Origin of the sequence: Arsenophonus endosymbiont of Bemisia tabaci Q2 (genome assembly GCF_902713415.1) — a bacterium.
Classification (GTDB): domain Bacteria; phylum Pseudomonadota; class Gammaproteobacteria; order Enterobacterales; family Enterobacteriaceae; genus Arsenophonus.
The window spans coordinates 20,436-45,530 of the sequence record NZ_CACTIE010000009.1 but is presented as its reverse complement, the minus strand read 5'-3'; the positions used below and the strand labels follow the sequence as shown (position 1 = coordinate 45,530).

General features: G+C 37.0%; 29 protein-coding genes and 5 pseudogenes. 8 read left to right on the top strand and 26 right to left on the bottom strand.

All coding sequences use genetic code 11. The features are described from left to right. The 4 genes and pseudogenes from ftsL to ARSQ2_RS00950 form a co-directional block, all read right to left on the bottom strand. Window positions 1-322: pseudogene (gene ftsL, locus ARSQ2_RS00965) on the bottom strand (cell division protein FtsL). After that, complete coding sequence (gene rsmH, locus ARSQ2_RS00960; protein ID WP_181994067.1) at window positions 322-1,275, bottom strand: 16S rRNA (cytosine(1402)-N(4))-methyltransferase RsmH; 954 nt, start codon at window positions 1,273-1,275, stop codon at window positions 322-324. Before rsmH ends, ftsL begins: the two are co-directional and overlap by 1 nt. A 1-nt stretch (window position 1,276) precedes the next feature. Further along, window positions 1,277-1,734: pseudogene (gene mraZ / locus ARSQ2_RS00955) on the bottom strand (division/cell wall cluster transcriptional repressor MraZ). A gap of 161 nt (window positions 1,735-1,895) precedes the next feature. Next, window positions 1,896-2,027, bottom strand: a complete 132-nt coding sequence (locus ARSQ2_RS00950) for an IS630 transposase-related protein (protein WP_181994050.1) — start codon at window positions 2,025-2,027, stop codon at window positions 1,896-1,898. A 343-nt stretch (window positions 2,028-2,370) separates the two neighbouring features. On the opposite strand from ARSQ2_RS00950, the gene pykF reads away from it, so the two are divergent. Together pykF and ARSQ2_RS00940 are read left to right on the top strand one after the other, a co-directional pair. Continuing rightward, window positions 2,371-3,783 (top strand): pyruvate kinase PykF, encoded by a 1,413-nt coding sequence (gene pykF / locus ARSQ2_RS00945; protein ID WP_181994049.1) that lies wholly within the window; start codon window positions 2,371-2,373, stop codon window positions 3,781-3,783. 559 nt (window positions 3,784-4,342) lie between these two features. Continuing rightward, on the top strand, window positions 4,343-4,579 hold the full coding sequence (locus ARSQ2_RS00940) for a major outer membrane lipoprotein (protein ID WP_181994048.1): 237 nt from the start codon (window positions 4,343-4,345) through the stop codon (window positions 4,577-4,579). A 174-nt stretch (window positions 4,580-4,753) separates the two neighbouring features. Here ARSQ2_RS00940 and ARSQ2_RS00935 read toward each other — a convergent pair whose 3' ends face one another. The 8 genes and pseudogenes from ARSQ2_RS00935 to ARSQ2_RS00900 all read right to left on the bottom strand — a co-directional run. After that, a complete protein-coding gene (locus tag ARSQ2_RS00935) occupies window positions 4,754-5,671 on the bottom strand; it encodes a L,D-transpeptidase family protein (protein ID WP_181994047.1) in 918 nt (305 codons plus the stop codon). 80 nt (window positions 5,672-5,751) lie between these two features. After that, on the bottom strand, window positions 5,752-6,180 hold the full coding sequence (sufE, locus tag ARSQ2_RS00930) for a cysteine desulfuration protein SufE (protein ID WP_181994046.1): 429 nt from the start codon (window positions 6,178-6,180) through the stop codon (window positions 5,752-5,754). A 29-nt stretch (window positions 6,181-6,209) separates the two neighbouring features. Beyond that, the gene (gene sufS / locus ARSQ2_RS00925; RefSeq protein WP_181994045.1) at window positions 6,210-7,466 is read right to left on the bottom strand and encodes a cysteine desulfurase SufS; all 1,257 of its coding nucleotides are present in this window, start codon (window positions 7,464-7,466) and stop codon (window positions 6,210-6,212) included. Window position 7,467: 1 nt separating this feature from the next. Then, window positions 7,468-8,787 (bottom strand): Fe-S cluster assembly protein SufD, encoded by a 1,320-nt coding sequence (gene sufD / locus ARSQ2_RS00920; RefSeq protein ID WP_181994044.1) that lies wholly within the window; start codon window positions 8,785-8,787, stop codon window positions 7,468-7,470. After that, entirely contained in the window at window positions 8,768-9,508 is a 741-nt protein-coding gene (gene sufC, locus ARSQ2_RS00915) for a Fe-S cluster assembly ATPase SufC (RefSeq protein ID WP_181994066.1), read from the bottom strand. The genes sufD and sufC overlap by 20 nt, the downstream gene beginning before the upstream one ends. 44 nt (window positions 9,509-9,552) lie before the next feature. Next, entirely contained in the window at window positions 9,553-11,052 is a 1,500-nt protein-coding gene (gene sufB / locus ARSQ2_RS00910) for a Fe-S cluster assembly protein SufB (protein WP_181994043.1), read from the bottom strand. Window positions 11,053-11,064: 12 nt separating this feature from the next. Then, window positions 11,065-11,436 carry a Fe-S cluster assembly scaffold SufA gene (gene sufA, locus ARSQ2_RS00905; protein WP_181994065.1) on the bottom strand — a complete coding sequence of 124 codons (372 nt, stop codon included), beginning with the start codon at window positions 11,434-11,436 and terminating at the stop codon, window positions 11,065-11,067. 311 nt (window positions 11,437-11,747) lie between these two features. Then, a pseudogene (locus tag ARSQ2_RS00900) lies at window positions 11,748-12,028 on the bottom strand (hotdog fold thioesterase); the annotation flags it as partial. Window positions 12,029-12,238: 210 nt separating this feature from the next. Between ARSQ2_RS00900 and ARSQ2_RS12140 the strand changes: the two are divergent. Genes ARSQ2_RS12140 through ARSQ2_RS11800 form a run of 3 tightly spaced genes read left to right on the top strand, consistent with a single transcriptional unit; the run spans window position 12,239 to window position 13,057 of the window. Continuing rightward, complete coding sequence (locus ARSQ2_RS12140) at window positions 12,239-12,355, top strand: IS630 transposase-related protein (protein WP_238334230.1); 117 nt, start codon at window positions 12,239-12,241, stop codon at window positions 12,353-12,355. A 53-nt stretch (window positions 12,356-12,408) separates the two neighbouring features. Further along, complete coding sequence (locus ARSQ2_RS14425; protein WP_202880355.1) at window positions 12,409-12,510, top strand: IS630 transposase-related protein; 102 nt, start codon at window positions 12,409-12,411, stop codon at window positions 12,508-12,510. Between the two features lie 16 nt (window positions 12,511-12,526). After that, entirely contained in the window at window positions 12,527-13,057 is a 531-nt protein-coding gene (locus ARSQ2_RS11800; protein WP_202880354.1) for an IS630 family transposase, read from the top strand. Window positions 13,058-13,078: 21 nt separating this feature from the next. On the opposite strand, the pseudogene ARSQ2_RS00890 reads toward ARSQ2_RS11800, so the two are convergent. Next, window positions 13,079-13,754, bottom strand: a pseudogene (locus ARSQ2_RS00890) (FAD-binding oxidoreductase); the annotation flags it as partial. A 242-nt stretch (window positions 13,755-13,996) separates the two neighbouring features. On the opposite strand from ARSQ2_RS00890, the pseudogene ydiK reads away from it, so the two are divergent. Then, window positions 13,997-15,114, top strand: a pseudogene (gene ydiK, locus ARSQ2_RS00885) (AI-2E family transporter YdiK). A 400-nt stretch (window positions 15,115-15,514) separates the two neighbouring features. On the opposite strand, the gene ARSQ2_RS00880 reads toward ydiK, so the two are convergent. From ARSQ2_RS00880 to ARSQ2_RS00835, 10 genes are all read right to left on the bottom strand, one after another. Continuing rightward, the gene (locus ARSQ2_RS00880; RefSeq protein ID WP_181994042.1) at window positions 15,515-16,009 is read right to left on the bottom strand and encodes a protein kinase family protein; all 495 of its coding nucleotides are present in this window, start codon (window positions 16,007-16,009) and stop codon (window positions 15,515-15,517) included. Further along, window positions 16,002-16,577, bottom strand: coding sequence for a penicillin-binding protein activator LpoB (lpoB, locus tag ARSQ2_RS00875; RefSeq protein ID WP_181994041.1), 576 nt, complete (start codon window positions 16,575-16,577; stop codon window positions 16,002-16,004). The genes ARSQ2_RS00880 and lpoB overlap by 8 nt, the downstream gene beginning before the upstream one ends. 152 nt (window positions 16,578-16,729) lie before the next feature. Then, window positions 16,730-17,092 (bottom strand): purine nucleoside phosphoramidase, encoded by a 363-nt coding sequence (gene hinT / locus ARSQ2_RS00870; protein WP_032114612.1) that lies wholly within the window; start codon window positions 17,090-17,092, stop codon window positions 16,730-16,732. A gap of 38 nt (window positions 17,093-17,130) precedes the next feature. Continuing rightward, window positions 17,131-17,916, bottom strand: coding sequence for a metal-dependent hydrolase (locus ARSQ2_RS00865; protein ID WP_181994040.1), 786 nt, complete (start codon window positions 17,914-17,916; stop codon window positions 17,131-17,133). A gap of 11 nt (window positions 17,917-17,927) precedes the next feature. After that, a complete protein-coding gene (locus ARSQ2_RS00860) occupies window positions 17,928-18,926 on the bottom strand; it encodes a DNA polymerase III subunit delta' C-terminal domain-containing protein (protein WP_181994039.1) in 999 nt (332 codons plus the stop codon). A 1-nt stretch (window position 18,927) separates the two neighbouring features. Beyond that, on the bottom strand, window positions 18,928-19,563 hold the full coding sequence (gene tmk, locus ARSQ2_RS00855) for a dTMP kinase (protein ID WP_181994038.1): 636 nt from the start codon (window positions 19,561-19,563) through the stop codon (window positions 18,928-18,930). After that, a complete protein-coding gene (gene mltG, locus ARSQ2_RS00850; protein ID WP_181994037.1) occupies window positions 19,560-20,585 on the bottom strand; it encodes an endolytic transglycosylase MltG in 1,026 nt (341 codons plus the stop codon). Before mltG ends, tmk begins: the two co-directional genes overlap by 4 nt. Before the next feature lie 57 nt (window positions 20,586-20,642). Beyond that, entirely contained in the window at window positions 20,643-20,936 is a 294-nt protein-coding gene (locus ARSQ2_RS00845; protein ID WP_181994036.1) for a hypothetical protein, read from the bottom strand. A 4-nt stretch (window positions 20,937-20,940) separates the two neighbouring features. Next, window positions 20,941-21,093 (bottom strand): hypothetical protein, encoded by a 153-nt coding sequence (locus ARSQ2_RS00840; protein WP_181994035.1) that lies wholly within the window; start codon window positions 21,091-21,093, stop codon window positions 20,941-20,943. Between the two features lie 358 nt (window positions 21,094-21,451). Next, the gene (locus ARSQ2_RS00835; RefSeq protein ID WP_181994034.1) at window positions 21,452-21,637 is read right to left on the bottom strand and encodes an IS630 transposase-related protein; all 186 of its coding nucleotides are present in this window, start codon (window positions 21,635-21,637) and stop codon (window positions 21,452-21,454) included. A gap of 108 nt (window positions 21,638-21,745) precedes the next feature. On the opposite strand from ARSQ2_RS00835, the gene ARSQ2_RS00830 reads away from it, so the two are divergent. Beyond that, window positions 21,746-22,153, top strand: coding sequence for a hypothetical protein (locus ARSQ2_RS00830; protein WP_181994033.1), 408 nt, complete (start codon window positions 21,746-21,748; stop codon window positions 22,151-22,153). Between the two features lie 224 nt (window positions 22,154-22,377). Here the strand turns inward: ARSQ2_RS00830 and sodB are convergent, their stop codons facing one another. Beyond that, window positions 22,378-22,959, bottom strand: a complete 582-nt coding sequence (sodB, locus tag ARSQ2_RS00825) for a superoxide dismutase [Fe] (RefSeq protein WP_181994032.1) — start codon at window positions 22,957-22,959, stop codon at window positions 22,378-22,380. 256 nt (window positions 22,960-23,215) lie between these two features. Between sodB and ARSQ2_RS00820 the strand changes: the two genes are divergently transcribed. Further along, window positions 23,216-23,563: a Grx4 family monothiol glutaredoxin gene (locus ARSQ2_RS00820; protein ID WP_181994031.1), complete on the top strand. Its 348-nt coding sequence runs from the start codon at window positions 23,216-23,218 to the stop codon at window positions 23,561-23,563. A 72-nt stretch (window positions 23,564-23,635) separates the two neighbouring features. Here ARSQ2_RS00820 and rnt read toward each other — a convergent pair whose 3' ends face one another. After that, a complete protein-coding gene (gene rnt / locus ARSQ2_RS00815; protein ID WP_181994030.1) occupies window positions 23,636-24,277 on the bottom strand; it encodes a ribonuclease T in 642 nt (213 codons plus the stop codon). Between the two features lie 118 nt (window positions 24,278-24,395). Continuing rightward, on the bottom strand, window positions 24,396-24,803 hold the full coding sequence (gene gloA, locus ARSQ2_RS00810; RefSeq protein ID WP_181994029.1) for a lactoylglutathione lyase: 408 nt from the start codon (window positions 24,801-24,803) through the stop codon (window positions 24,396-24,398). Between the last annotated feature and the right edge of the window lie 292 nt (window positions 24,804-25,095).

The window sequence follows — 25,095 nt, the reverse complement described above, 5'->3', positions numbered from 1 at the left end:
CTATTTTGCAATCACAATATGTTCTTGTGTCGGATCTACATGGACAATTTGTAGCTTTTCAACCGAAAGACGTTCAACTCGACTATGATTTCCTAATGAGTTTTCTTCCAAAATCAAATTGCGCCATTCTATATCTAAAGATTCTTTTTCTTCTGTCATCAAATCCTTTTGTGCTGTTAATAATCGTGTTCGATGACTGACTGTGACAATTGAAATCGCTGATATGATAATCACTATCAATAGAATCAACGGGACAGCTGCGTGCCGCAAAAATATCGTAACCAATGATCCTAATTAAGCTATATTTTTCTGCAGTCATTATCATTCCAACATTTCAGCAAAACGTACAACTGAGCTTCTTGCTCGTGGATTTTCGATAACTTCTCTTGCTGTCGGTTTCATTTTGCCTAACACTTTTAATATCGGGCTACCAATTGCTTTTAATTGGACATCGGTTAATGGTAATCCGACCGGGACTTTTGGTCCTCTGCTATGCTCGCGGATAAAACGCTTAACCAATCTATCTTCCAATGAATGAAAACTAATAATCGACAACCGTCCGTGCGGTGCCAATACCTTCAATGAACCCTCTAATGCTTTTGCTATTTCTTCCAATTCACTATTGATATAAATACGAATTGCCTGGAACGATCGCGTTGCTGGATGCTTATGTTTCTCTTTAAACGGACTAACTTGTCCTATCAATTCTGCCAGTTGTTTTGTCCGTGTTAATGGCTCTTCCGCTGAATGATGGTTACGAGTCACAATCGCTTTTGCAATTTTTTTTGCAAATCGTTCTTCACCATAAGTTTTCAATACCCAAGCTATATCCGATTTTTCCGCCTTCATCAGCCATTCAGCGGCAGATTGACCTGTCGTCGGATCCATTCGCATATCTAATGGTCCATCACGCATAAAAGAAAAGCCTCGCTCTGGATCATCTAATTGCGGTGATGAAACACCTAAATCAAGGAGTACGCCATCAATCTTCCCAACTAATTCCTCTTCTGCAATAAATGTCTGTAACTGAGAAAAAGAACCATGTTTAATTAAAAATCTGTCATCAGTGATCATTTTTTCAGCGGCTGCCACTGCATGCGGATCTCTATCTATCGCGATCAGGCTCCCTCCTCTGCCTAATCGGGAGAGAATTAATTGCGAGTGCCCTCCCCGGCCAAAAGTACCGTCAACATAAATGCCATTTGCTTTTATATTCAATCCATTGACTGCTTCATCAAGAAGCACACTGATGTGTTTAAACCGACTCTCTGCCATATTAAAGAGATAGATCCTGTAACCGCGTTGATAATGGTTCATTTGTGCTGTGTTGAGCCTTAATATCCGTTTGTACTTGCTGATACCAAGTCTGCTCATCCCATAACTCAAATTTATTAATTTGACCAACCAGCATAACTGCCTTTTTGAGCCTGGCATGTTGCCGCAAAGTATTAGCGAGCAAAAGACGACCTGCACTATCCATCTGACATTCACTGGCATGCCCAAGTAATAAACGCTGAACACGACGTTCAGCCGGATTCATAGTAGAAAGTTGTGATAGTTTTTTTCAATAATTTCCCATTCAGGTAATGTATAAAGTAATAGGCACGGCTGACAAAGGTCGATAGTAAAAACCATCTGCCCTTCAGACTCCTCGTTTAGCATACCGCGATAACGCGTAGGCACGGTTAATCGCCCTTTGCTGTCGAGATTGACGAGTGTTGCGCCACGAAACATATCTCTTCAACCCTTATATTAAAAAAATCAACACATTACACCACAATTTCCCACTTGCTATAGCTAGGCGACTTTAAAATGATTACAAGTAATTACTCTATATCAGTAAATTTATATTGGAGAAAAACATATATTTTTGTAATCAAAATTAAGACGTTTAGCTATATTTGATTAATCCAACGCGATACAGATGCAGAGCCAATCCGAAATTGCTTCGCTGTTTCTCGGATACTCAACCCTTTTTCTTCCATCGTAAATATTACTTTACGTTTAAAATCAATTGAATAGCTCATATAAATAATGTCATCAAAATTAAGTCGCTTAGCTATATCTGCTAGTAAATATTGTGGTGATTAGCCTATGTTTATATTGGTTTCTCGTTGATAGCATGAATAGTAATAACTACAATATCATAATAAGTTATATATCATTCAAATGATTCAACTGACAATATAGTGGCCAATTGCAATAATAAGGCATGATATTTATACTTGTGCCACTTACTTTATCGTTATTAAATACCAGTGAATTTTTAGCTATTCGTTACGGCGTATAACCTATATCAAAACAAAAACCTGATATAAACACCGGAATTAATTAATAAAATACTGCTATAAAACCTGTAGATTAATTGTCATGAAAAAAACCAAAATTGTTTGTACTATCGGCCCTAAAACTGAATCTGAAGAAAAACTCTCGCAATTACTTAATGCTGGCATGAATGTCATGCGGCTAAATTTCTCACATAGTGATCATGAAGAACATGGTCAACGCATTAAAAATCTACGTGCGGTCTGTAGCCAAAAAAACCAACAGGCTGCGATATTATTAGATACAAAAGGGCCAGAGATCCGCACAATGCGGCTTAAAGATGGCAACGATGTATCGTTAATCGCTGGACAAAATTTTACCTTTACCACCGACACCTCAGTGATTGGTAATCAAGATCGGGTTGCTGTGACCTACAACGGTTTACCTGATGATCTTAAACCAGGTAATACTATTCTGGTTGATGATGGCTTAATTGGTATGGAAGTTTTATCCGTTACTGCTAGTGATGTCATCTGTCGAGTACTTAATAATGGCGATTTAAGTGAAAATAAAGGCGTTAATTTACCTGGCGTTTCAATTGGCTTGCCGGCACTGGCGGAAAAAGATAAACAAGATCTGATTTTTGGTTGCCAGCAAGGTGTTGATTTTGTTGCTGCTTCCTTTATCCGTAAACGCGCTGATGTAGAAGAAATCCGTGCCCATCTAGCGCAGCATGGTGGTAAAAATATCCAAATAATCTCTAAAATTGAGAATCAGGAAGGATTAAATAACTTCGATGAAATTTTAGAAGCCTCTGATGGGATCATGGTGGCACGTGGTGATCTTGGAGTCGAGATCCCAGTCGAAGAAGTTATCTTTGCGCAAAAAATGATGATCGAAAAATGCGTTGCTGCCCGTAAAGTTGTCATTACGGCCACCCAAATGTTAGATTCAATGATCAAAAATCCGCGTCCTACTCGTGCGGAAGCCGGTGATGTTGCTAATGCTATTTTGGACGGTACAGATGCCGTTATGCTATCTGGTGAAAGCGCGAAAGGAAAATATCCTATCGAAGCGGTAAAAATTATGGCGACTATTTGCGATCGTACCGATCGTGTTATCCCAAGCCGTATTGATGATAGTAAAATAAACCAAAAATTACGCATTACTGAAGCAGTTTGTCGCGGTGCGGTTGAAATGGCAGAAAAGTTAAACTCTCAATTGATTATCGTGGCAACCTATGGCGGTAAATCAGCAAAATCAGTACGTAAATATTTTCCAACAGCACCGATCATTGCTTTAACAACTAATGAAGAAACTGCCCGTCAATTATTATTAGTTAAAGGCGTTATTCCACAATTAGTCAAAGAAATTGCCTCTACAGACGATTTCTATCGTATTAGTAAACAAGTTGCCTTAGCTAATAATATGGCCGAAAAAGGTGAAGTTGTTGTTATGGTTTCAGGTGCATTAGTGCCAAGTGGTACAACAAATACCTCATCTGTCCATATCTTATAATTCTATTAGCCAAAATAAATTCCTCCAAATAAAATAGCGGGGAATTTATTTTTTCTTTTTTTTATAAAGAAAATTAGAGGGCTAATATCTAATATTGGTAATTTATAATCAAAAAACCTATTAATCATTTTTGCCATTTAGCATTTATTTAAGACGCATTCTATTAGCCAAAAATTAATATTTCCAGGCCAAAAGATCATAATCGACATGTTATTTAAAAAATAACTATTATCGCATTAATTTTATTTTATATTTGCAATAAAAATAATTGACAAAATAACGCCATGAGATAATTAAAAATTGCTGTCTACTCAAGAAAAATGAACAAAAAAACAAACAAATTTATTCTGTTTTCTTAATTTTATTAAACAACTTGTCAGATTTTAAGTAGAAAATATTTTAATTAAGTACTAGCATAAGAATAAGTAAGTATTCTGCCTGAATTTGAAAAAGATCTAATAATTCAAAGTTAGAGACAGAAATTTATTCTCTGTTTTACCAGGAATGTGCAATACTTACCTTGCTACTTGGAGATTAACTAAATCTAGAGGGTAATATAATGAAGCGTACTAAAGTTGTACTGGGCTCTATGGTTCTGGCTTCTGCTTTGCTAGCAGGCTGTTCAAACAGTAGCCAAATTAACAAACTGTCCTCAGATGTACAAACGTTAAACGGTAAAGTCGATCAACTATCCAATGACGTTCAGTCATTACGTACTGATGTTCAGACTGCTAAAGATGAAGCTGCTCGTGCTAATCAACGTTTGGATAATCAAGTTAGTAGATATAAAAAGTAATCCAATTCCATTTAACGGATCACTCGATATAATAATAAGGCACCGGATGGGTGCCTTATTATTTATTACATAGAACTAATTTTTAATAATACCATTATCTGATTATTAATTAATTCACTATTTTTTATAAAATAGAGTAAATCTACTCATAATACATCACCATCTAATATTAATTTAACTCTTATTTACCCTAACCGGCATTCCTGAGCGACGTGCTACAACTTGATCAACTAATCTCTGATCAATACCAGGTTGTTGCAAAAATGCCTTAAACTCATTGCTATACACTAATGGCATCGTTTGCGGATCATCAGATTCACGTTTAGATAATGGTTGGTGAACTTCGATGTAATAGCTTCCATCTGGCTCTTTAGAGTACTTGATCGGTTCATTAATTACCTGTACACGAGTTCCTACCGGTATAGAGTAGAATAATGCTTGTATATCCTCAGGTCTTAAACGAATACAACCGGAACTGACACGTAATCCAATACCAAAATTGTCATTAGTACCATGGATCAAATATTGTCCCTTACCATAAGATAATCGCAAGGCATAAAGCCCCATAGGATTATCAGGCCCGGCTGGAAATACCGCCGGCAAAATAACGCCATGGGCAGCATAACGTTTACGGATATTCGGCGTTGGTGTCCAGGTTGGATTTTTAATTAATTGACTAACAGTCGTCACCATTTTAGGCGTATTGGCGCCAAATTGGCCGATACCAATAGGGTAAACCATGACTTTATTGCTTCCTTTAGGAAAATAATACAGTCGCAATTCGGCTAAATTAACGATGATACCATCACGCTTAGTCGGAGGTAATAACATTTGCGATGGAATAATCAATGTTTTACCCGCTTTAGGTAAATATGGATCGGTTCCTGGATTAGCTTCCAAGATACCCAGCAAACCTATCTGAAATTCACTTGCAATAGCTTCCAGTGGACGCCCATCATTAGGCACCACATAATGACTATTTTCACCAATTAAGCGTGCTGTAGTGGATGGCAAGGAGTATCCAGCAGCACTGACATTGAAAGTCAGCTCGCTTAAAAACAACAAGCCGATAAAAAATAGAATTCTCTTCATACTTTTTCCTCCTAAGGAACGTACAAAGTTTATCGGATGAATAAGCGTCGCTTTAATAATATCAGTAGTTAACTAAATGTTTAAGTGCTTGATTGGATAATTTTTTCGACTCGCTGACGGATTGTTCTGATCATAGCATGCAATCCCTGGCTTCTTGATGGCGTCAAATGCTGCTCCAATGACAACTTTTGAAAAAATGCTTTGCTATCTGTGGTCAAAATTTGTTGTCCGGTTTTATTTTGAAAAATAATTATTACTAACGCAATCAATCCCTTAACTAAAGCAGCATCGCTGTCACCAGCAAATTGGATCCTACCGTCACTATCTGACTCCATAAAAATCCAAACCTGGCTTTGACAACCTGAGACCTGATTTTTCACTTGTTTTTGTCTATCGCTAAGAGGTAATAATTTTTCCCCTAATTCAATTAAATAAAGATATCGCTCTTCCCAGTTTTGACAACGTGAAAAATTACGCAACAATTTATTCTCATCAGGCAAGGCTGACATCATTCTACCCTTATATACTTTAAAACAGATTAAGTTAGTAATTTTTCAATATGCTGTAGTTTTTCAACCAAAATATCAATCTCTTCTTTAGAAGTATAAACCGCTAGCGAAGCTCGACACATAGCTGGTACTTCATAAAAATCCATCAATGGCAACGCACAATGGTGGCCTGTCCGTATTGCAATTGCATAATTATCTAAAAAACTACCGATATCATAAGCATGATGCTCGCCTAAATTGAAGGCAATAACTCCCTGGCGCTCATCTGAGCCGTAAAGACGCAAAGAGTTTACCGTACTTAAACGCTGATTGGCATACTGCATTAATGCGGTTTCATGAGCCGATATTTGTTGATAACCAATATTATTAACATAACCTAAAGCCTCACCTAAACCAATAATGCCAACAATATTGGGTGTGCCTGCTTCAAATCGCCATGGCGCCTTTTCGTAAGTGATATTTATTATTGCTGGCTCAGATAAGGTCATACTGACTTTATCAATCATGGCTCCTCCACCTTGCCAAGGTGGTAAAGCATTTAATAATTCCTTTTTGCCATATAAAACACCTATACCAGTAGGTCCATACAGTTTGTGACCGGAAAAAACATAAAAATCACAATCTAAATCTTGGACATCAATCATTTGATGCATAATACTTTGCGCACCATCAAGCAAAATATGCAATTGTGCTGCTTTTTGCTCTGCACATTGGCGCGCATAGGCAATAATCTGTTTTGCTGGATTAACGGTTCCCAAAACATTCGACATGTGGGTAAAAGAGAGTAACCGAGTCCGGCTATCAATTAGCCTATCTAATTGTTCAAAAATTAATTTCCCATTATTATCAATAGGTAATATACGAATATCAAAACCAATCTGGCCTGCAAGCAGATGCCAAGGAACTATATTAGCGTGATGTTCCATTTGGCTAATGATAATATTATCGCCTGGTTTAATAAAACCATGTCCATAACTATTAGCAACTAAATTTATGCCTTCCGTTGTTCCTTTAACAAAAACAATTTCTTCAGAATCAGCTGCATAAATAAAATCAGCGACTTGCTGACGAACATTTTCTACCATCGCCGTGGCTTCACTACTCAAGCGATGGATCCCTCGGTGTACCGCCGCATAGTAATGACAAAGAAATTGCCTTTCCTTTTCTATCACTTGGAGCGGTTTTTGCGCACTGGCAGCACTATCCAAATAAACCAACGGTTGATCGTTGATTTTTTCTGCCAGCATAGGAAAATCTTTGCGAATCAATCCCACTGAAAATGTCATATTAAATCCCTGCTAAGCACTGCTGAATAATATCCATTACTTTGTTACTTACAGCTTCACTATCAATAGCTTCGATGACTTCAGCTGCAAAGGCCACCATAATCATATGTTTTGCATCATTGAGATGAATACCCCGTGAACGTAAATAAAACAGTTGTTCATCATCAATCCGACCTACTGTAGCGCCATGACTACACTTAACATCATCAGCATAAATTTCTAACTGCGGTTTGGTGTCAATTTCGGCTTGTTTACCTAATAACAAATTATTATTTTTCATTTGGCCATCGGTTTTAAGTGCCTGTGGCGCAACTTTAATCATACCATTAAAAACAGCTTTACTTTCATCCTGCACGATCGTTTTATGCAACTGGCGACTTTCACAAAATGGCTGATTATGTTCAAGATAAGTTCTGGTATCGACAATTTCTCTATTTTTTGGAAACAATAAGCTATTGAGTGTTAATCTGCTACCCGCTCCATTTAATTTCACGCTGGTATGATGGCGAAGTAATGCTGAGCCGATAAAAATACCACTACTGTTTATTTGACTATCTCGACCTGACAAGATGTCATTATGGGCAAAATGGTGACTTTGGTTATTTTCAACGCTAAGTTTAATATGACTAAAATGACTATTATCACCTATATTAGCGCTCAATCGACTGCCTGTCAGATGCGGCTTATCATCAACAGAAACAAAATGTTCAATAACTTGTGATTTGCAATTGGCACCAATCTCTAAATGATAGTGATAGTGACTAGTATTAACATAATTATGGTGATTTGAACCAGAGGTAATATTCAATATATAGAGCGGTTTTTCTACCTGTTGATTAGCGGCCAATTTAATCATTAAGGGTTGAGCGGCCAGACTCTCAGTTAAATACAGGAATATCTCATCGGTCACGATAGGCGCTGGAAGCTGTGCTTGCGCATCCATCATTTGAATTTGATAAGGGGCAAAGTTATCACTACTTAAGTCAGGGATAAGACATCCATCAAACAAAACAATTCGCCAGCCGTCAAGGGAGACAGCCAGCTGTTTTAATTGCTCAGCAGTAATTATGTTAACTTTATTACTATTTAATTGGTATTGAGCGTTAAGTACTTTTGCCAACGGCGTATAATGCCACTCTTCATGGCGAAATGGCGGAAAACCAATTTTCTCTACTTGCTGCCAATAAGCCTGAGCTTGTTTTTCATTTGCTCTTTTACTGGCATAAAAAAGTGTCGCAAAGCTTTTTAGCGCCTGTTGATTTAACTTTTTGACTTTCTGCTGTTTTTCTGCTCTTTCACTGTTAGTCAATAAGCCAGCCATAGCCTTGTACCTCCAGTTTTTTGGCCAAGGTAAAATCACCTGATTGAATAATTTTGCCTTGATGGAGAACATGAACAAAATCAGGCTGTACATAATCCAAAATACGCTGATAGTGAGTAACGATGATAAAAGCTCTTTCAGTGCTACGAAGTGAGTTCACGCCATTAGCCACAACTTTTAAGGCATCAATATCAAGACCCGAGTCGGTTTCATCTAAAATACATAACTCAGGATTTAACGCTGCCATCTGTAAAATATCATTACGCTTTTTTTCTCCACCAGAGAAACCGACATTTACTGATCGAGTAAGTAAATCTTTCGGCATATCAAGTAGTTCAATTTTATCTTCAATAAAATCCTGAAAATCAAATCTATCTAGTGGTGGCTGCTTACGATACTCTCTTACTGCATTAACCGAGGTTTGTAAGAAAAATTGATTACTTACGCCAGGAACTTCCACTGGATATTGAAAGGCTAAAAATATACCTTCTCCGGCACGTTCTTCCGGCGATAACTCAAGCAAATTTTTATTTTTGAATAGAATTTCACCCTGTTTTACTTGATATTCTTCACGTCCTGCCACTGTCGCTGATAATGTACTCTTGCCGGATCCATTAGGCCCCATGATTGCATGTACTTCACCCACTTTTACTTCTATATTTAATCCGTTAAGAATTTGATTACCTTCAATACTGACATTTAAATTTTTAACACTTAACATTTCATTGGCCTTTGAATAACTGAGTATTCTTTTAATAGGAACCATCAACCGACACTATGTTCCAAACTAATTGCTAACAATTTTTGTGCTTCAACGGAAAACTCTAATGGTAATTCAGAAAAGACATCTTTACAGAAACCATTTACGATCATCGAAATGGCGTCATCCTCACTAATACCTCGTTGCAAACAATAAAAGAGTTGATCTTCACCAATACGAGATGTTGTAGCTTCATGCTCTAGCTGTGCGCTACTATTTTTTACTTCAATATAAGGAAAAGTATGCGCGCCACATTGAGTGCCAATTAACATAGAATCACATTGGGTATAATTTCTGGCATTTTCTGCCGTCGGTAAGATCTTTACTAAACCGCGGTAACTATTTTGACTACGACCAGCTGAGATCCCCTTAGAGATGATGGTGGAATGGGTATTCTTACCAATATGGATCATTTTTGTACCGGTATCAGCCTGTTGATTACCATTGGTTAATGCCACTGAAAAGAATTCTCCCACCGAATTATCCCCTTGCAAAATAACACTGGGATATTTCCAAGTAATAGCCGAACCTGTTTCAGACTGTGTCCAGGACATTTTGGCATTCTCACCTTCGCATAAGGCGCGTTTGGTGACAAAGTTTAAAATGCCACCGGTTTCACTTTCACCACCTGAAAACCAGTTTTGTACGGTAGAATATTTTACTTCAGCATCTTTATGAATAATAACTTCAACTACCGCAGCATGTAATTGATAGCTATCTCGCACCGGAGCAGAGCATCCTTCAATATAACTAACGTAACTACCTTCATCAGCAATCAAGATAGTGCGCTCAAACTGACCGGTATTAGCTGAATTAATACGGAAATAGGTTGATAATTCCATCGGGCAACGAACTCGTTTTGGCACATAAACAAATGTCCCATCAGAAGCGACAGCAGAATTTAATGCCGCAAAAAAATTGTCGCGATTAGAAACGACCGTACCAATATATTTTTTTACTAACTCAGGATACTGTTGGATAGCTTCACCAAAAGAGCAAAAAATAATACCCAGTTTCGCTAATTCGCTACGATAAGTTGTTGAAACAGAAACAGAGTCAAAAATAGCATCTACCGCAACCGATTTACCTTCACGGACTGGTACACCAAGTTTATTGAATGCTTCTTCAACTTCGGCGGTCAGATAATTATTGCTATGCTCATCCCCACCCGGTGCCGATGAATCAGTTTCAGTTTGACAAGTATCATCACAACTATTGCAGGATGGCGCTGCATAATAACTATATTCCTCGTAGTTTAAATCAGGATAATAGCCTTGAAGCCAGTGAGGTTCTTCCATACCCAACCAATGTTGATAAGCCTCTAAACGAAACTGCAACATCCAATCAGGTTCATTACGTTTGACTGAAATCGCTTTGATGACCTCTTCACTGAGACCTTTAGCTAATTCATCCGTTGCAACCTGAGTGAAAAACCCCTCTTTATAACGATGCTCCGCTAGCCATTGTTGAACATCATCACCAATTTCTATATTACGCTGTGACATAATTTTATTCACTTAAATACCAAAGCTTTCACCACAACCACAAGCGTGTTGAGCCTTAGGATTATTAAATTTGAATACTTGATTAAGTCCCTCACGAACATAATCAACCTCAGTACCATCAATAAATGGCATTGCTTTTAGAGGCACAAAAAGTTTGGCGCCATTATTTTCAAACAGCAAATATTTTTTAGTTGGATTATCTATCAATGCAATGACATAACCAAATCCTGCACAACCTGATTGCTTGATATTAAGAGATAATCCCTGACTAGCAGGATTTTTTTTCATTAATTTAAGAATTTGAGCAGCTGCTTTATCGGTTATGGTAAGGCCCTGCCAAGTTGTTTCATTCAAAGAAAAAGTATCAACATGCTCTGCCATTATTGACCTCACGAAACTAATATTTTGACTAGATTACACTATCAATGTAGCTAGACTTTTTTTGTTTAATATTATATATGGTAATGATAACATTTCTCACTTCAACCATTTATTTTAAACGGATATTTTAATTAGAGTGTTTTTCAGCAAAAAGTAGCGTTTATTTTACTTTTTTTTACAATTCTTAATTTATAATCATATTAACATGTTGATAAAAATTAAAAAAATAAAATAACCTCGCAAATTCAGCAATATTTAACGTGACGAACAAAGTATCGCTAAATCATCCAGTTTTTGTCGTTTTACAACAGTAATCATTTAATGATTACTGTTGTCAAACGACAAATAGAACTCAGTCTTAATTGTTCATTAAAGATTTTTATCGACCAGACTTGTTGCCGGCGACCTAGATGAATTGCACTACATACGCCACGTACTTTCCCTGAAGATACCGGCCTAATATGGCTAACATTAATTTCGGTGCCAACTACTTTTTGGTTATCTTGAGTACAGAGATAACCAGTTATCGAGCCTAACGATTCGGCTAATACCACCGCGAAGCACCACCATGTAGTAATCCAAACCGCTGCACGGTATAGCTGGGCGACTTTAAAATGATTACAAGTATAGCTAAGCGACTTAATTTTGATTACACCATATTGAGTGTGAACAAAATATCTGTGTCGCATCTGAGCGCTCTTTTTTTTGCATTTAGCTTGTGCCCATTTATGTTCAATTGGATTAAGATCTGGCGAATAGGTAGGCAAATATAGCTAAGCGACTTAATTTTGATGACATTATTTATATGAGCTATTCAATTGATTTTAGACGTAAAGTGATATTTACGATGGAAGAAAAAGGGTTGACTATCCGAGAAACAGCGAAGCAATTTCGGATTGGCTCTGCATCTGTATCGCGTTAGATTAATCAAATAGAGCCAAAAGCATCGACTACGCGTCAGCGAAAAATCGATAAATCGGAGTTGATAAAGATGTTGAACAATATCCAGATGCTTACCAAAAAGAGCGTGCAGAGCGTTTTGGCGTTTGTCAGAAGGCCATTTGGCAAGATCTTTAAAAAATCGGATTGACCTATAAAAAACTCTACGTCATCCGAAAGCCGACGAAAACACTCGACAAACGTTTCAACAAAAAAACAACAGTATGAAACAGAAGGGAAGCATATTGTTTTTATTGATGAAAGTGGTTTTTCACACGATACCCCGCGGACTCAGGGCTATTCCCCGAAAGGTCAACGGTGTGTTGGTCTCAAGAACTGGGGAGCTAAAGGAAGAAAAAATGTTATCGGCGCTTTATTGGGCAAAACGCTGTTTGCTATGGGATTATTTGATATCAATATTAACAGCGATGTTTTCTATGCATGCGTCACCCAAGTCCTTATCCCAGTACTTCCTAAAAACAGTGTAATCATGATGGATAATGCAACTTTTCACAAGAAACAGAGTATTCAACAAGTCATCATCGATGCGGGGCATATGGTGGAATATTTGCCTACCTATTCGCCAGATCTTAATCCAATTGAACATAAATGTGCACGAGCTAAATGCAAAAAAAGAGCGCTCGGATGCGACACAGATATTTTGTTCGCACTCAATATGGTGTAATCAAAATTAAGTCGCTTAGCTATATATGCGACCAATAGTTGATTGCTGCTGTGAAAAACGCTCCGCCAACTCAACTATCATCGGATAGGTTTCTAATACCTCTCCACCAAGTTAAATAGCTTTAACACTCAGTACATGATCCAATGTTTTACAACAAACTAATGAGCCTTGACCTGAGGCATCAGTATTGATCATGCCACCCAAGGTGGCTCGGTTACTGGTTGATAATTCAGGTGAACAAATAACCATAAGGTGCCAAAAATTGGTTAAGTTGATCTTTTATCACACCAGCTTCGACTCTAACCCATTTTTCTGCCACATTAATTTGCAAAAATTTTTGCATATAGCGCGACATATCAACCACAATGCCTTCAGTCAGAGCCTGGCCATTGGTCCCTGTCCCACCACCTCTGGGTGTAAAGGTTAATGACTGAAATTGTTTATCAATGGCAAGTTTCGCCAACAATTGAACCTCGCTAGTCGAACGTGGATAGACAACAGCTTGAGATTTAAGTTGATAAATACTATTATCTGTTGCCATTGATAAACGTTCAGCATAACTGGTGCCTAAATCTCCGCTAAAACCTCGGTCTTTTAATGTTGTTAAATAGGTTGTTAAATAGGTTGTTAAATAGGTTGTTAAATAGATTGTTATCTGCTGACTGATTTGATCAGCGCGTCCTATACGTGGGATCATTATACTAGTAACTCTTTTTAATTAGTGTTCACTTTGCAATTTATGTACTATCTTTGATTGAGAATACATACCAGACAAAATTTGGCAATTAACATTTTGTAAACAATACAATTTCCATCATCACCCTACTTTTATTATTAGATACAAAAAACATGATTAATCATGTAATAGACAATTGATAATATGCACCCATCATTCTTTATAATCAGGCTAATATATGGAAAAAGCGCAATCCCCTATATATGGAAAAAGCGCAATTCCCTAATGATTTACCTAAATTCATTTTTAGCATAACTGCTATTTTATTGATGATAGCTGCATGTTTTTGGGTATTGAAACCATTCATACTTGGTTTTCTCTGGGCAGGCATGGTGGTTATTGCAACCTGGCCATTATTTAAAAAAATTGAAAGTAAACTATGGCATAAAAATGGCTAGCAAGTATAGCGATGACTCTATTAGTAATATTATTATTTGTTATTCCTTTTGCAATACTAATTGGTAGCCTTATTCAAAACACTGGCCCACTGATTGAATGGGCAAAATCACCAACTGAAATTAGATTACCAGAGCTATTGTGGTTAAAAAACCTACTTTTTGTAGGTAATAAACTCTTTTATGGTTGGCATATATTGGTCGCTAATGGCGGTAATACATTAATTGCTAAACTGCAACCGTATGTTGGAGAAGCAACCAGCTGGTTCTTATCGCAAGCCATTAATGCCAGGCGTTTCGTGTTTCATCTTGTCGTAATGTTACTATTTAGTGCTTTACTCTATTTGCAGGGAGAAAGTGTTATATTAAGTATTCGGCATTTTGCCATTCGCCTGGCAAGTATGCGAGGCGATACCGCGATCCTACTTCCAGGCCAATCAATTCGCGCTGTTGCATTAGGTGTAGTAGTTACCGCATTAATACAAGCGATTACCAGTGGTATTGGTTTAGATTTAGCAGATATTCCTTATGCTGCGATATTAACAATTCTTATCTTTTTATGTTGTGTTGCCCAACTTGGATCATTATTGATTATGGTACCCTCCATAGTATGGTTATTCTGGTCAGGCAATACCAGCTGGGCCATTATTATGATTGTATGGAGCATAATTGTCGCAACAATGGATGGCGTACTACGTCTTATTTTAATAAGAATGGGGGCGAATTTATCAATGATACTTATTTTGATTGGCGTTATTGGTGGAATTTTATCATTTGGCGTAATTGGTCTTTTTATTGGTCTTATTGGTCCAGTTTTTTTAGCTGTCTCACATAATTTACTAACCGCCTGGATGAATGAGGTTGCGAAACCAGCTAAGTTATCAAATAATTTAAGCAAATCTAATTTATATAAGAAAGATCCTTAAATTAAAATGATTGACTTAATTAATATTGTTAATCATTATACTTAAATTATTTGAAATTTGTTGCGCTAAAAATTTTCCAAAACACCGATTAATACCGTACAATTAAATTTCATTAATTTTAACATTAGTATAATTAAATAATAATCTTATATAATTATACTATAAAGTGAAATTTTTATTGAGATAATTCTTAGTGATAAAACCTTAGAGTTATCTTAATATAATGCTTATAGGTTAACCTCTTTATAAATTATTAGTTTCAATATTCCTAGCATTATTATGAAATAATAAATGATCAAACCCACAAAATATTGCTGTGTGTAGTCTTTGCCTGTCAGCCCATGACAGGCTTTTTCTATTGCAAATAGAAATATTATGGGTAAGTACTTTTTTACTGGTTTTAGGTTGGCAGGCATGTTGAAAAATGATGTAAATTTAACCAATTAGCTGATGGCCTGCGCCGATCAATTTGATACCAGTAACTAGCTAAATGTTGTTTCAGATGCAGTGAATAACCAGATAATGGAAATGAATGTAATGATGCGAGTATCCGACTTAATGGTTGATATAATCCCAGTAAAGAATAGGTGGTATCAGTAACTGCCTTACCTTCCATCCATTCTAATAGTAACCAGTCATTATTAGCTCCCAGTACCTTCGGAGCAGCAATAAATTGAGTAAGCTGGTGTAATATTTTACGCTCTTTTTGCCGCTTAATACCTAATAAGCGCTGATCTTTGCCGGCAAAACGGGCAATGAATTTAATATTGGCAGTTGCTTCAGCGTAAAAGCTTCCAGCGCTCACTCCTGATACTGCCTTAATTCGCCACTTATCACTAGTTAGTGCTGGATATTTTTGTAATAACAAGTTAATAAGTGTTTTCTTTTTATTCAATGCGATTTGATCCCGACCAGAGGATCTCACCCGTTTTTGCTGCCATTAGCAGCATTTCAATTTCACTTTGCTGTTGATTGCCCGAAATGAGCGAATAAAGCACATAGTCAGCTTGCACATAACGCGCTAAGCCGATAGCCTTACTCGGCGTAACTAAACTGTCTTCCTGAGATAAGCCGAGTGCTTTACGTGCATTTGCCACCACATCTTGTGGAACTAATTTGAACACATTTTGGTTATTAACCGCCTCAATAATCGCATCGGTTGCTTGCATTGATTGAATTGACATATTGGTATTATTTTTTATTGAATCAATTAATAACACCATGCCTGACTCAACCCCTTGAGCTTGTACCAATTGATGGGCTAAAGGAATCACGGCTGTTGACCAATCTACTGTTTTTACCTTTGGTAGCTGCGGTACAGTATCTGGAGACGTTGGTGTTGTTGGTTGTTCGGTAGGCTCAGTCGGTTCGATTGTAATAACAGGTGCTGGTTTTTTACTCGTTATCGATGAACAACCAACTAATATGAATGTCACAACCATAAGTTGAAAAATACGTCTCATTTACTCTTCTCCTGTTTACCTTTAATTGCAAGGTAAACTGAATAACAAAGGCTGCGCCAAAATACCAATTTAAATTGCTTTATAATTAAATATTAGCCAAAAAATTACTTTTGTCTTTCTAATAACAAATCAACAAAATAACGGTACAAAATTTATCTATCTATCTTTTTGGTTAATAACGGCCCTAAAGGATGACCTCCCACTAAATGCATATGAATATGAAAAACTTCCTGGCCGGAATGTTGGTTACAATTCATAATTAAACGGTAACCATCATCAGCAATGTTTTCCTGCTTAGCAATCTTTGCCGCAACCGTAATCATGTGGCCTAACGTTTGTTCATGCTCAGGTTTTACATCATTGATAGTGGCGATCAAAATATTAGGAATAATTAAAATATGGACCGGAGCCTGTGGTTCAATATCCCTAAACGCCGTCACTAAATCATCTTGATAAACAATATCAGCGGGGATTTCGCGGCGAATAATTTTACTAAAAATTGTTTCTGCTGCCATAATTTCATCCTTTAAATTTTTATGAAGATGCAAGTATCTTAATCACGTTTAATGGTTAAATGAAAAAGATCACAAAAATTTTGTGTAGTAGCTCGCGCAATTTCTTCAATATCTATACCTTTCAATTTGGCTAAAAACTGTGCTACATCTCTTACATATGCGGGTTGATTTTCTTGGCCGCGATGGGGAACAGGCGCCAGGTAAGGAGCATCAGTTTCAATTAAAATACGATCTAAAGGCACCATACGGGCAGCCTGGCGGATCTGTTCGGCATTACGAAATGTCACTATACCGGAAAATGAGATATAAAGCCCTAAATCTAATAATTCTTTAGCCATCTGCTCATCTTCCGTGAAACAATGTAAAACCCCGCCGCAATTAGCCACCTGTTCTTCTTTCAATATCGCTAATGTGTTTTGCTGGGCTGCTCGTGTATGGACAATAAGAGGTTTTTTTAATTGACAACCTATACGAACATGTTGACGAAAAGATGTTTGTTGCAATTTAGCATTTTGACTTTGGTAGTGATAATCCAAACCGGTTTCACCTAACGCAACAACTTCATCGCCTGACGCTAAACGTGCCAACTCATCAAAGTCATTACCTTGATTGAGATCAAGCGGATGTATGCCACAAGAAAAGGCCACATTGTCACGCTGGCCAATCTGTTTTTTCATGTTAATAAAGCCTGGCAGGGTTGTTGCAACAGTCAAAATATATTTTACCTCATTAGCCGCTGCTTTTACGATAACATCATCGATATCTTTATGTTTATTCTTATAATCTAAACAATCGAGATGACAGTGTGAATCCACTAAAAACATAATAAACTCTTTTAATTATGGTGATGAAGTGTGTTTTGCCAGTTGATTAACTGAGATGTCAATCGTAGTTCCTGATTCAATCCCATCACTGACATTAATTGATGGCGACAATTTTGCCATTCAGTAGCGCTCTTCAATAAGATGTCTAGAGAGTTGATGCCAGCCAATTTAGTAATTAATGATGACTGATCTTGATTGAGACAATAATTACCTGCTTGCTGTTGATATTTTACTGCATCCAATAATAGGCTTATCAGCCAGCTGATCCGGCAGACAGCGTCTGGCTGATCCAATTCAGGTAACCAGTTTAAAAGTGTCTTTGTTGATAAATGCTGCATTAATGATTGGCAAAATTGCTTTCTTTTCAGCCAATTATCCGGTTGTAACAGTGTCAAAGCGGCAAGAGGCGCACCTGCATTCAGTTTTATTGCCGTTTCAATATCAACTTGCGCTAACGATATTTTTTGTTTTTGTAACCATGAAATCGCGGTTTTACACTCAGGTACTGAAAGGTAATAATAAAAACATCGACTACGTAACGTGGCTAGCAATAAAGCTGGATCTCGACACTCTAAAAAAAAATAGGTATTGTCTGTCGGCTCTTCTAAAGTTTTCAATAATGCGTTGCTAGCCGCTTCTGTTAGTGCTTCCACTGCAGGAAACCAAATAACTTTGGCACGACCTTGCTGTGCATGGCTAACTAAAAAGTCAGTTAAACAACGAATACTTTCAATACCTATCGTATTTTTACCTTTGTCAGCGGTAATTTTATGCCAGTCAGGATGTGTCCCTGCTAACATCAGTTGACAGCTATGACAGCTATGACAGCTATGACAGGTTTTCATACCCACTGGTTGTTGGCACATCAGCCAGCGGCTAATAGCATAAATGAGTGAATCACTTCCCATTCCAGCATTAGCATGTAATAACAATGCATGATGTCCTTGCTTGTTCTGATGGAAAGCAATTATCTGTCTATAGGCATGATTTAACCATGGATACCAATTCATTCTACTTGCCTTGCGCTACCAACCAATTCGACAATGTGTGGCGAATGGTTTTTTGCACCTCTTCTAGTGATTTGTTAACATCGATTGTGATAATTGTGTCATCTTTCGCAGCTAATTCAAGATAGCGCTGACGGGTTCGTTCAAAAAAGTCCAATGACTCTTTTTCTATCCGATCTAGTTCACCACGATCCCGCGCTCGCTGCAAGCCAAGAGCGGGTTCTATATCAAGATATAGTGTTAGATCAGGTCGAAAATCATCCAATATCGTATTGCGCAATACTTGCATCAGTTCGGCAGAAAGCCCACGTCCTCCACCTTGATATGCTTGTGATGAGAGATCATGGCGATCACCAATCACCGACCTTCCCTTTGCAAGAGCAGGCTTGATAACATTTTCAATTAATTGAATACGCGCGGCATAAAGCATTAGTAACTCCGCTTTATCAGCGACTTTTTCCTCGGCAATACCATGTTTAATTAATTGTCGCAATTTTTCTGCTAACGGCGTTCCTCCCGGCTCACGGGTAAAATCAATCTCAGTTATTCCTACCTTAGCGAGAGTTTCTACAACTGTTTTTATCGCCGTAGTTTTCCCTGCACCTTCGAGACCTTCAATAACTATATAACGACTTTTCATTCATTTTTATCTTTTGTCTGACGATAATGTTTAACGGCTTGATTATGATCATTAATATTGGTAGTAAAAGTATGCCCACCATTACCTGTGGCTACAAAATAAAAATAATGGGTTTCATGAGGATGAGCCGCTGCTTTAATTGAAGCTCTACCTGGCATAGCAATTGGCGAAGGAGGCAACCCAACAATTAAATAAGTGTTATAAGGACTCGGCTTATCTAAGTCACTACGATAAAGAACCCCACGATATTTATCGCCTAAACCATATATAATAGTAGGATCCGTTTGCAACCGCATTTTTTTCTTTAATCGATTAATAAATACCGATGCCACTTTAGTTCTCTCTATATCAATGCCGGTTTCTTTTTCAATAATTGAAGCCATAATTAACATTTGATATGGCGTTTTATACGGCAAATTTGACGCTCGTCCCTGCCATTCATATTCAACAACCGTTAACATTCTCTGATGCGCACGCTTCAATATGTCAATATCATTCATTTCTGCAGTATAATAGTAAGTATCTGGATAAAACCATCCCTCTAGTGAGAGGCCTGGCGGTAATCCTAATTGCTGCGCTAGTTTATCAGCAGACTGATTTTCAATAGTCTGTTTTAAATAAAGCGCTTGATGTAATTCTTTTTTCCAGTCTTCAAAACGAGAGCCTTCAATAAACAGCAAGCTAAATTGCGCTTCTTTACCAGAATAAAACATTGCTAATATTGCCCGCAAAGACATGCCAGGATTTAATCGATAGGTTCCCGCTTTAAATTGCGCCAATTGTGGTTCTAATCTTAGTAACCATTGAAAATTATTCGCCGAATTTATTATTTTCTGCTCTGCTAACAATGATTCTAATCCGGCTCGCCCTGCACCTACTGGCAAAGTAAAAATAGTTGTTTCATGAATATTAATCGCTGTATCAGCGTAATTTTGTATCTGACGGTAAAATGTATAAAGAATACAGCCACTCAATATTAATAAAAAAATGATCAACCACAATATTCTTTTTGCATACTTCATTTAACATTCATTTCCTAATATTACACTATAAAAATTAATCTAATATTAATCACAAAATTAAGTTAACCCCAAAAAATATAGCATAAGAAAATTGAATAATTCACGAGAATAATAGTTCCATAGGGGTTGCTTAGGCTGCGCGTTATAGCTAAGCGACTTAATTTTGATTACACCCCATATTGAGTGCGAAAAAAATACCTGTGTCGCATCCGAGCGCTCTTTTTCATTTAGCAGTGCATTTATGTTCAATTGATTAAGATCTGGCGAATAGGTAGGCAAATATTCCAGCAGGCCCCATCGTGATGACTTGTTGAATCTTTGTTTCTTGTGAAAAGTTGCATTATCCATCAAGTGATTACACTGTTTTTAAGTACTGGGATAAGGACTTGGAACCCATGCATAAAAACATCGTGTTCACATTGATATCAAATAGTGATGAAACAGCGTTGCTAATAAAGTGCCGATAACATTTGTTCTTCTTTAGCTCCCCAGTTCTGATACCAACCACCGTTGACCTAAGGAATAGCCGTCAATCCATGGGGTATCGTGTGAAAACTACCATTAATAAAAACAATATGCTTGCCTTCTTTTCATACTGTTGTTTTGTTGAACGTTTGTCGAGTGTTTCGTCGGCTTCGGATGACGTAGAGTTTTATAGGTCAATCCCATTTTTTTAAGAGCTTGCCAAATGGCCTTTTGACAAACGCCAAAAGGCTCTGCACGCTTTTTTTGGTAAGCATCTGGATATTTTGTTCAACATCTTTTATAGCTGGGCGACTTTAAAATGATTACAAGTAATTACTCTATATCAGTAAATTTATATTGGAGAAATACATATATTTTGTAATCAAAATTAAGACGCTTAGCTATATCAACTCGGATTTATCGATTTTTCGCTGACGCGTAGTCGATCCTTTTGGCTCTATTTGATTAATCCAATGCGATACAGATGCAGAGCCAATCCGAAATTGCTTCGCTGTTTCTCGGATACTCAACCCTTCTTCTTCGATCGTAAATATCACTTTACGTCTAAAATCAATTGAATAGCTCATATAAATAATGTCATCAAAATTAAGTCGCTTAGCTATATGACCTTGAATATGACTATAGACATTGCTCCTGGAATATCTCTTTATCAGCGGTTGAATATGTGATTCAACTTGGATGGTAATATTCGGCTTTCACCACTTAGTAATCCCAATTTTGATTTAGCTGAAGAAGTGGAGTGCTTTGAAGAAACATTCTGCGATCTCAGACCCTATATCGAACAATTAGAACGTGCGCGAGCCTCTCAGCCAGCAGCAGGAAGTGAATTTTTATCGTTAAATAGCGAAGAAAATAGTATAAATTCTACTCTCAATGTTGATGAGTTTGATAGGTTGCTAGCACAAAGAGAGCAAGAAGACTTTGAAGAAGCCAATCTTCTTGCCATAAGAGCAGCCGAATATCGGGCAACTTTAAGGGAAAATTCAGCGCTTACTGTCAATGATGAAGCTGAAATGCCAAATGAAAGCATTTCTTTAGTTAGAGCGCCAATTGAAGATGATGATGATCCATCAATTAACTGATCAATAGACAAATAATTAAGAGAAAAACTCACAGTGATGTAGCGGCTAGATCAATGATAAAATTCGTTTATTTACTAACCCAGTATTATAAATAATGTAATTTACGATGTTATTTAATATTAATTATGTAATTGCTGGTCGTGACAATATTTAATAATAGCCATAGCCAGGAGTCTGTTATGGCTGCTTAATTTTTAACACTTTTTCAAATCATATCCAATAAATTATGGCAACAAATTTTGTTCGACAAATTGCCAGTTAACCAGCGACCAAAAGTTTGTCAAGTATTCTGCTCGTGAATTACGATAATCAATGTAGTAAGCATGCTCCCATATATCAACAGTCAGTAATGGTTTATCATCACCGCTGACTGGTGTTGCGGCATTAGAAGTATTGACGATGGAAAGCTTTCCATTTGCCTGTTTGACTAACCATGTCCAGCCGGAACCAAAATTTTTGATCGCCGCATCGGTAAGCTGCTGCTTAAATTTTTCAAAATCGGCAAAATGTTGATTAATGACCTCAGCTATTTTACCTGTTGGTTCGCCACCAGCGTTAGGCGCTAAGCAGTGCCAATAAAAGGTATGGTTCCAGACTTGGGCGGCATTATTAAATATGCTGCCTTGGGCGGTTGTTATAATTTCTTCTAATGATTTACCCTCAAAGTTAGTCCCTTTAATTAAATTATTTAGATTGTTGACATAAGTGCTATGGTGTTTGCCATAATGGTATTCTAACGTTTGTTGAGAAATATGGGGCTCTAAAGCATTTTTAGCATAAGGTAATGGTGGTAATTGGAAAGACATTGCAGACTCCTTTTTTATTCGTATCGCGATTCGTATCGTGCAACCAGTTGATAAATAAAAAATATAAACATATTGGAATTATCATTTTTTATATAGATAACTTAATAATTATGTTAATCAATTTTTATTAAATACGATTGGAATATAATAAAGATAGCAGCAAAGGGTTATCAAGTATTGATAGAAAATGGTATTCTATATCAATGTTATGTTCGCGTAGTGCAAAATAATAGATTTAGTTTTTAAGGAAGTAACAATGACGACAATAGAAAAAATTAAACGCCAGGTAAAAGAAAATCCAATTCTTTTATACATGAAAGGTTCACCTAAATTTCCAAGCTGTGGTTTCTCTGCCGAGGCGGTTCAAGCTCTTTCTGCTTGTGGTGAACGTTTTGCTTATGTAGATATTTTGCAAAACCCTGATATTCGTAGTGAGTTACCTAAGTATGCAAACTGGCCAACATTTCCTCAGTTATGGGTTGATGGTGAGTTAATTGGTGGTTGCGATATCATTATTGAAATGTATCAGCAGGGTAAATTACAACAATTGATCACCGCCACTGCTGATAAATATCGCACTTCAGAACAGCCAGGCACTGAATAGCTAAATAATCCTTATAAAATAAATAGTTAATTATAAGGCAGTAAAATTATGCCTTACCACTGCCTTCGATTATTAATCGGTTATTAATGGCCAGCCACCTAATTTTTTCCATTTATTGACGATTTCACAAAACAGTAATGCCGTTCTATCGGTGTCGTAAAGAGCGCCATGTGCCTGTTTACCATCAAAAGGGATCCCTGCGGTATAACAAGCTTTAGCTAAAATTGTTTGACCAAAAACCAGCCCGCTGAGGGTTGCGGTATCGAAAATCGCAAAAGGGTGGAACGGATTAGGTTTTAGATTTGCTCGTTGAGCGGCAGCCATAATAAAACTATGATCAAAATTGGCATTGTGGGCAACAATAATTGCCCGATTGCAATCATTATTTTTAATGCCTTTTCTAACCATCTTAAAAATTGCATGTAAAGCGGTATACTCATCGACAGCGTTACGTAAAGGATTAGTTGGGTCGATGCCAGTGAAAGCCAGTGCAGTTGCTTCTACATTTGCTCCTGCAAAAGGTTCAACATGGAAATGGAGTTTTTCATCAATCTCTAACCAACCCCATTGATCCATTTTTAGCGTGATAGCCGCAACTTCTAATAGCGCATTTTGTTGTGCATTAAACCCACCAGTTTCTACATCGATAACGACAGGATAATAACCTCGAAAACGCTTTTCCAGCGTGTTAACACCATTTTTTTTATTAGACATTTGCTTAAGACTTTATACTTGAGAATAAAGATATTATGCCAAATTTTGGCTAAAATGCATAAAATTGGCTTAAGTATAGAAAATCTATGGATAGATGCTCGATCAATGACGAAAAGCGTCAGTTACCTAAAGCATTACTGGTATTTTTATTTTCAATCAATTCAATTTGATAGCCATCAGGATCTTTCACAAATCCAATAATTGTTGAGCCACCTTTTATGGTGCCTGCTTCGCGCGTCACCTTGCCGCCTGCTCGCCTTATGCTACTACAGGTATCTGGAACGTTATCAACACGTAATGCAATGTAACCAAAGGCTGTACCCATCTGGTAATGCTCAAGACCCCAATTATAGGTTAATTCGATTACGGCATCTTTACTTTCATCATCAAAGCCGACGAAGGTGAGGGAGTATTTGTAGATAGGATTTTCACTTGTACGTAATAGACGCATACCTAATATTTCAGTATAAAAATGAATTGAGCGTTGCAGATCGCCAACCCGTAACATGGTATGAAGTAAGCGCATATAAGCCTCTTTTTAAGTTTAAAAACTATTCATTACTGATATTAATATAACGTGAACCTGACTATTATTTAAATTTTATATAGTTGGTTTATTAATTAAAATTTACAATATAATTGATTGCGTTACTTTAGTCTCAACTGTTGATGGCTTGAAAATATCGTTCAGTTAACTTTATAGTAGCTATTTAATTATAACTAATCACTGATATTGTTATAAGCTATTTGTTATTATAATATTGTAATCTGAACAGATATTTTTCATTTACAAGTTATGCATTAGTAATGCATAAAAA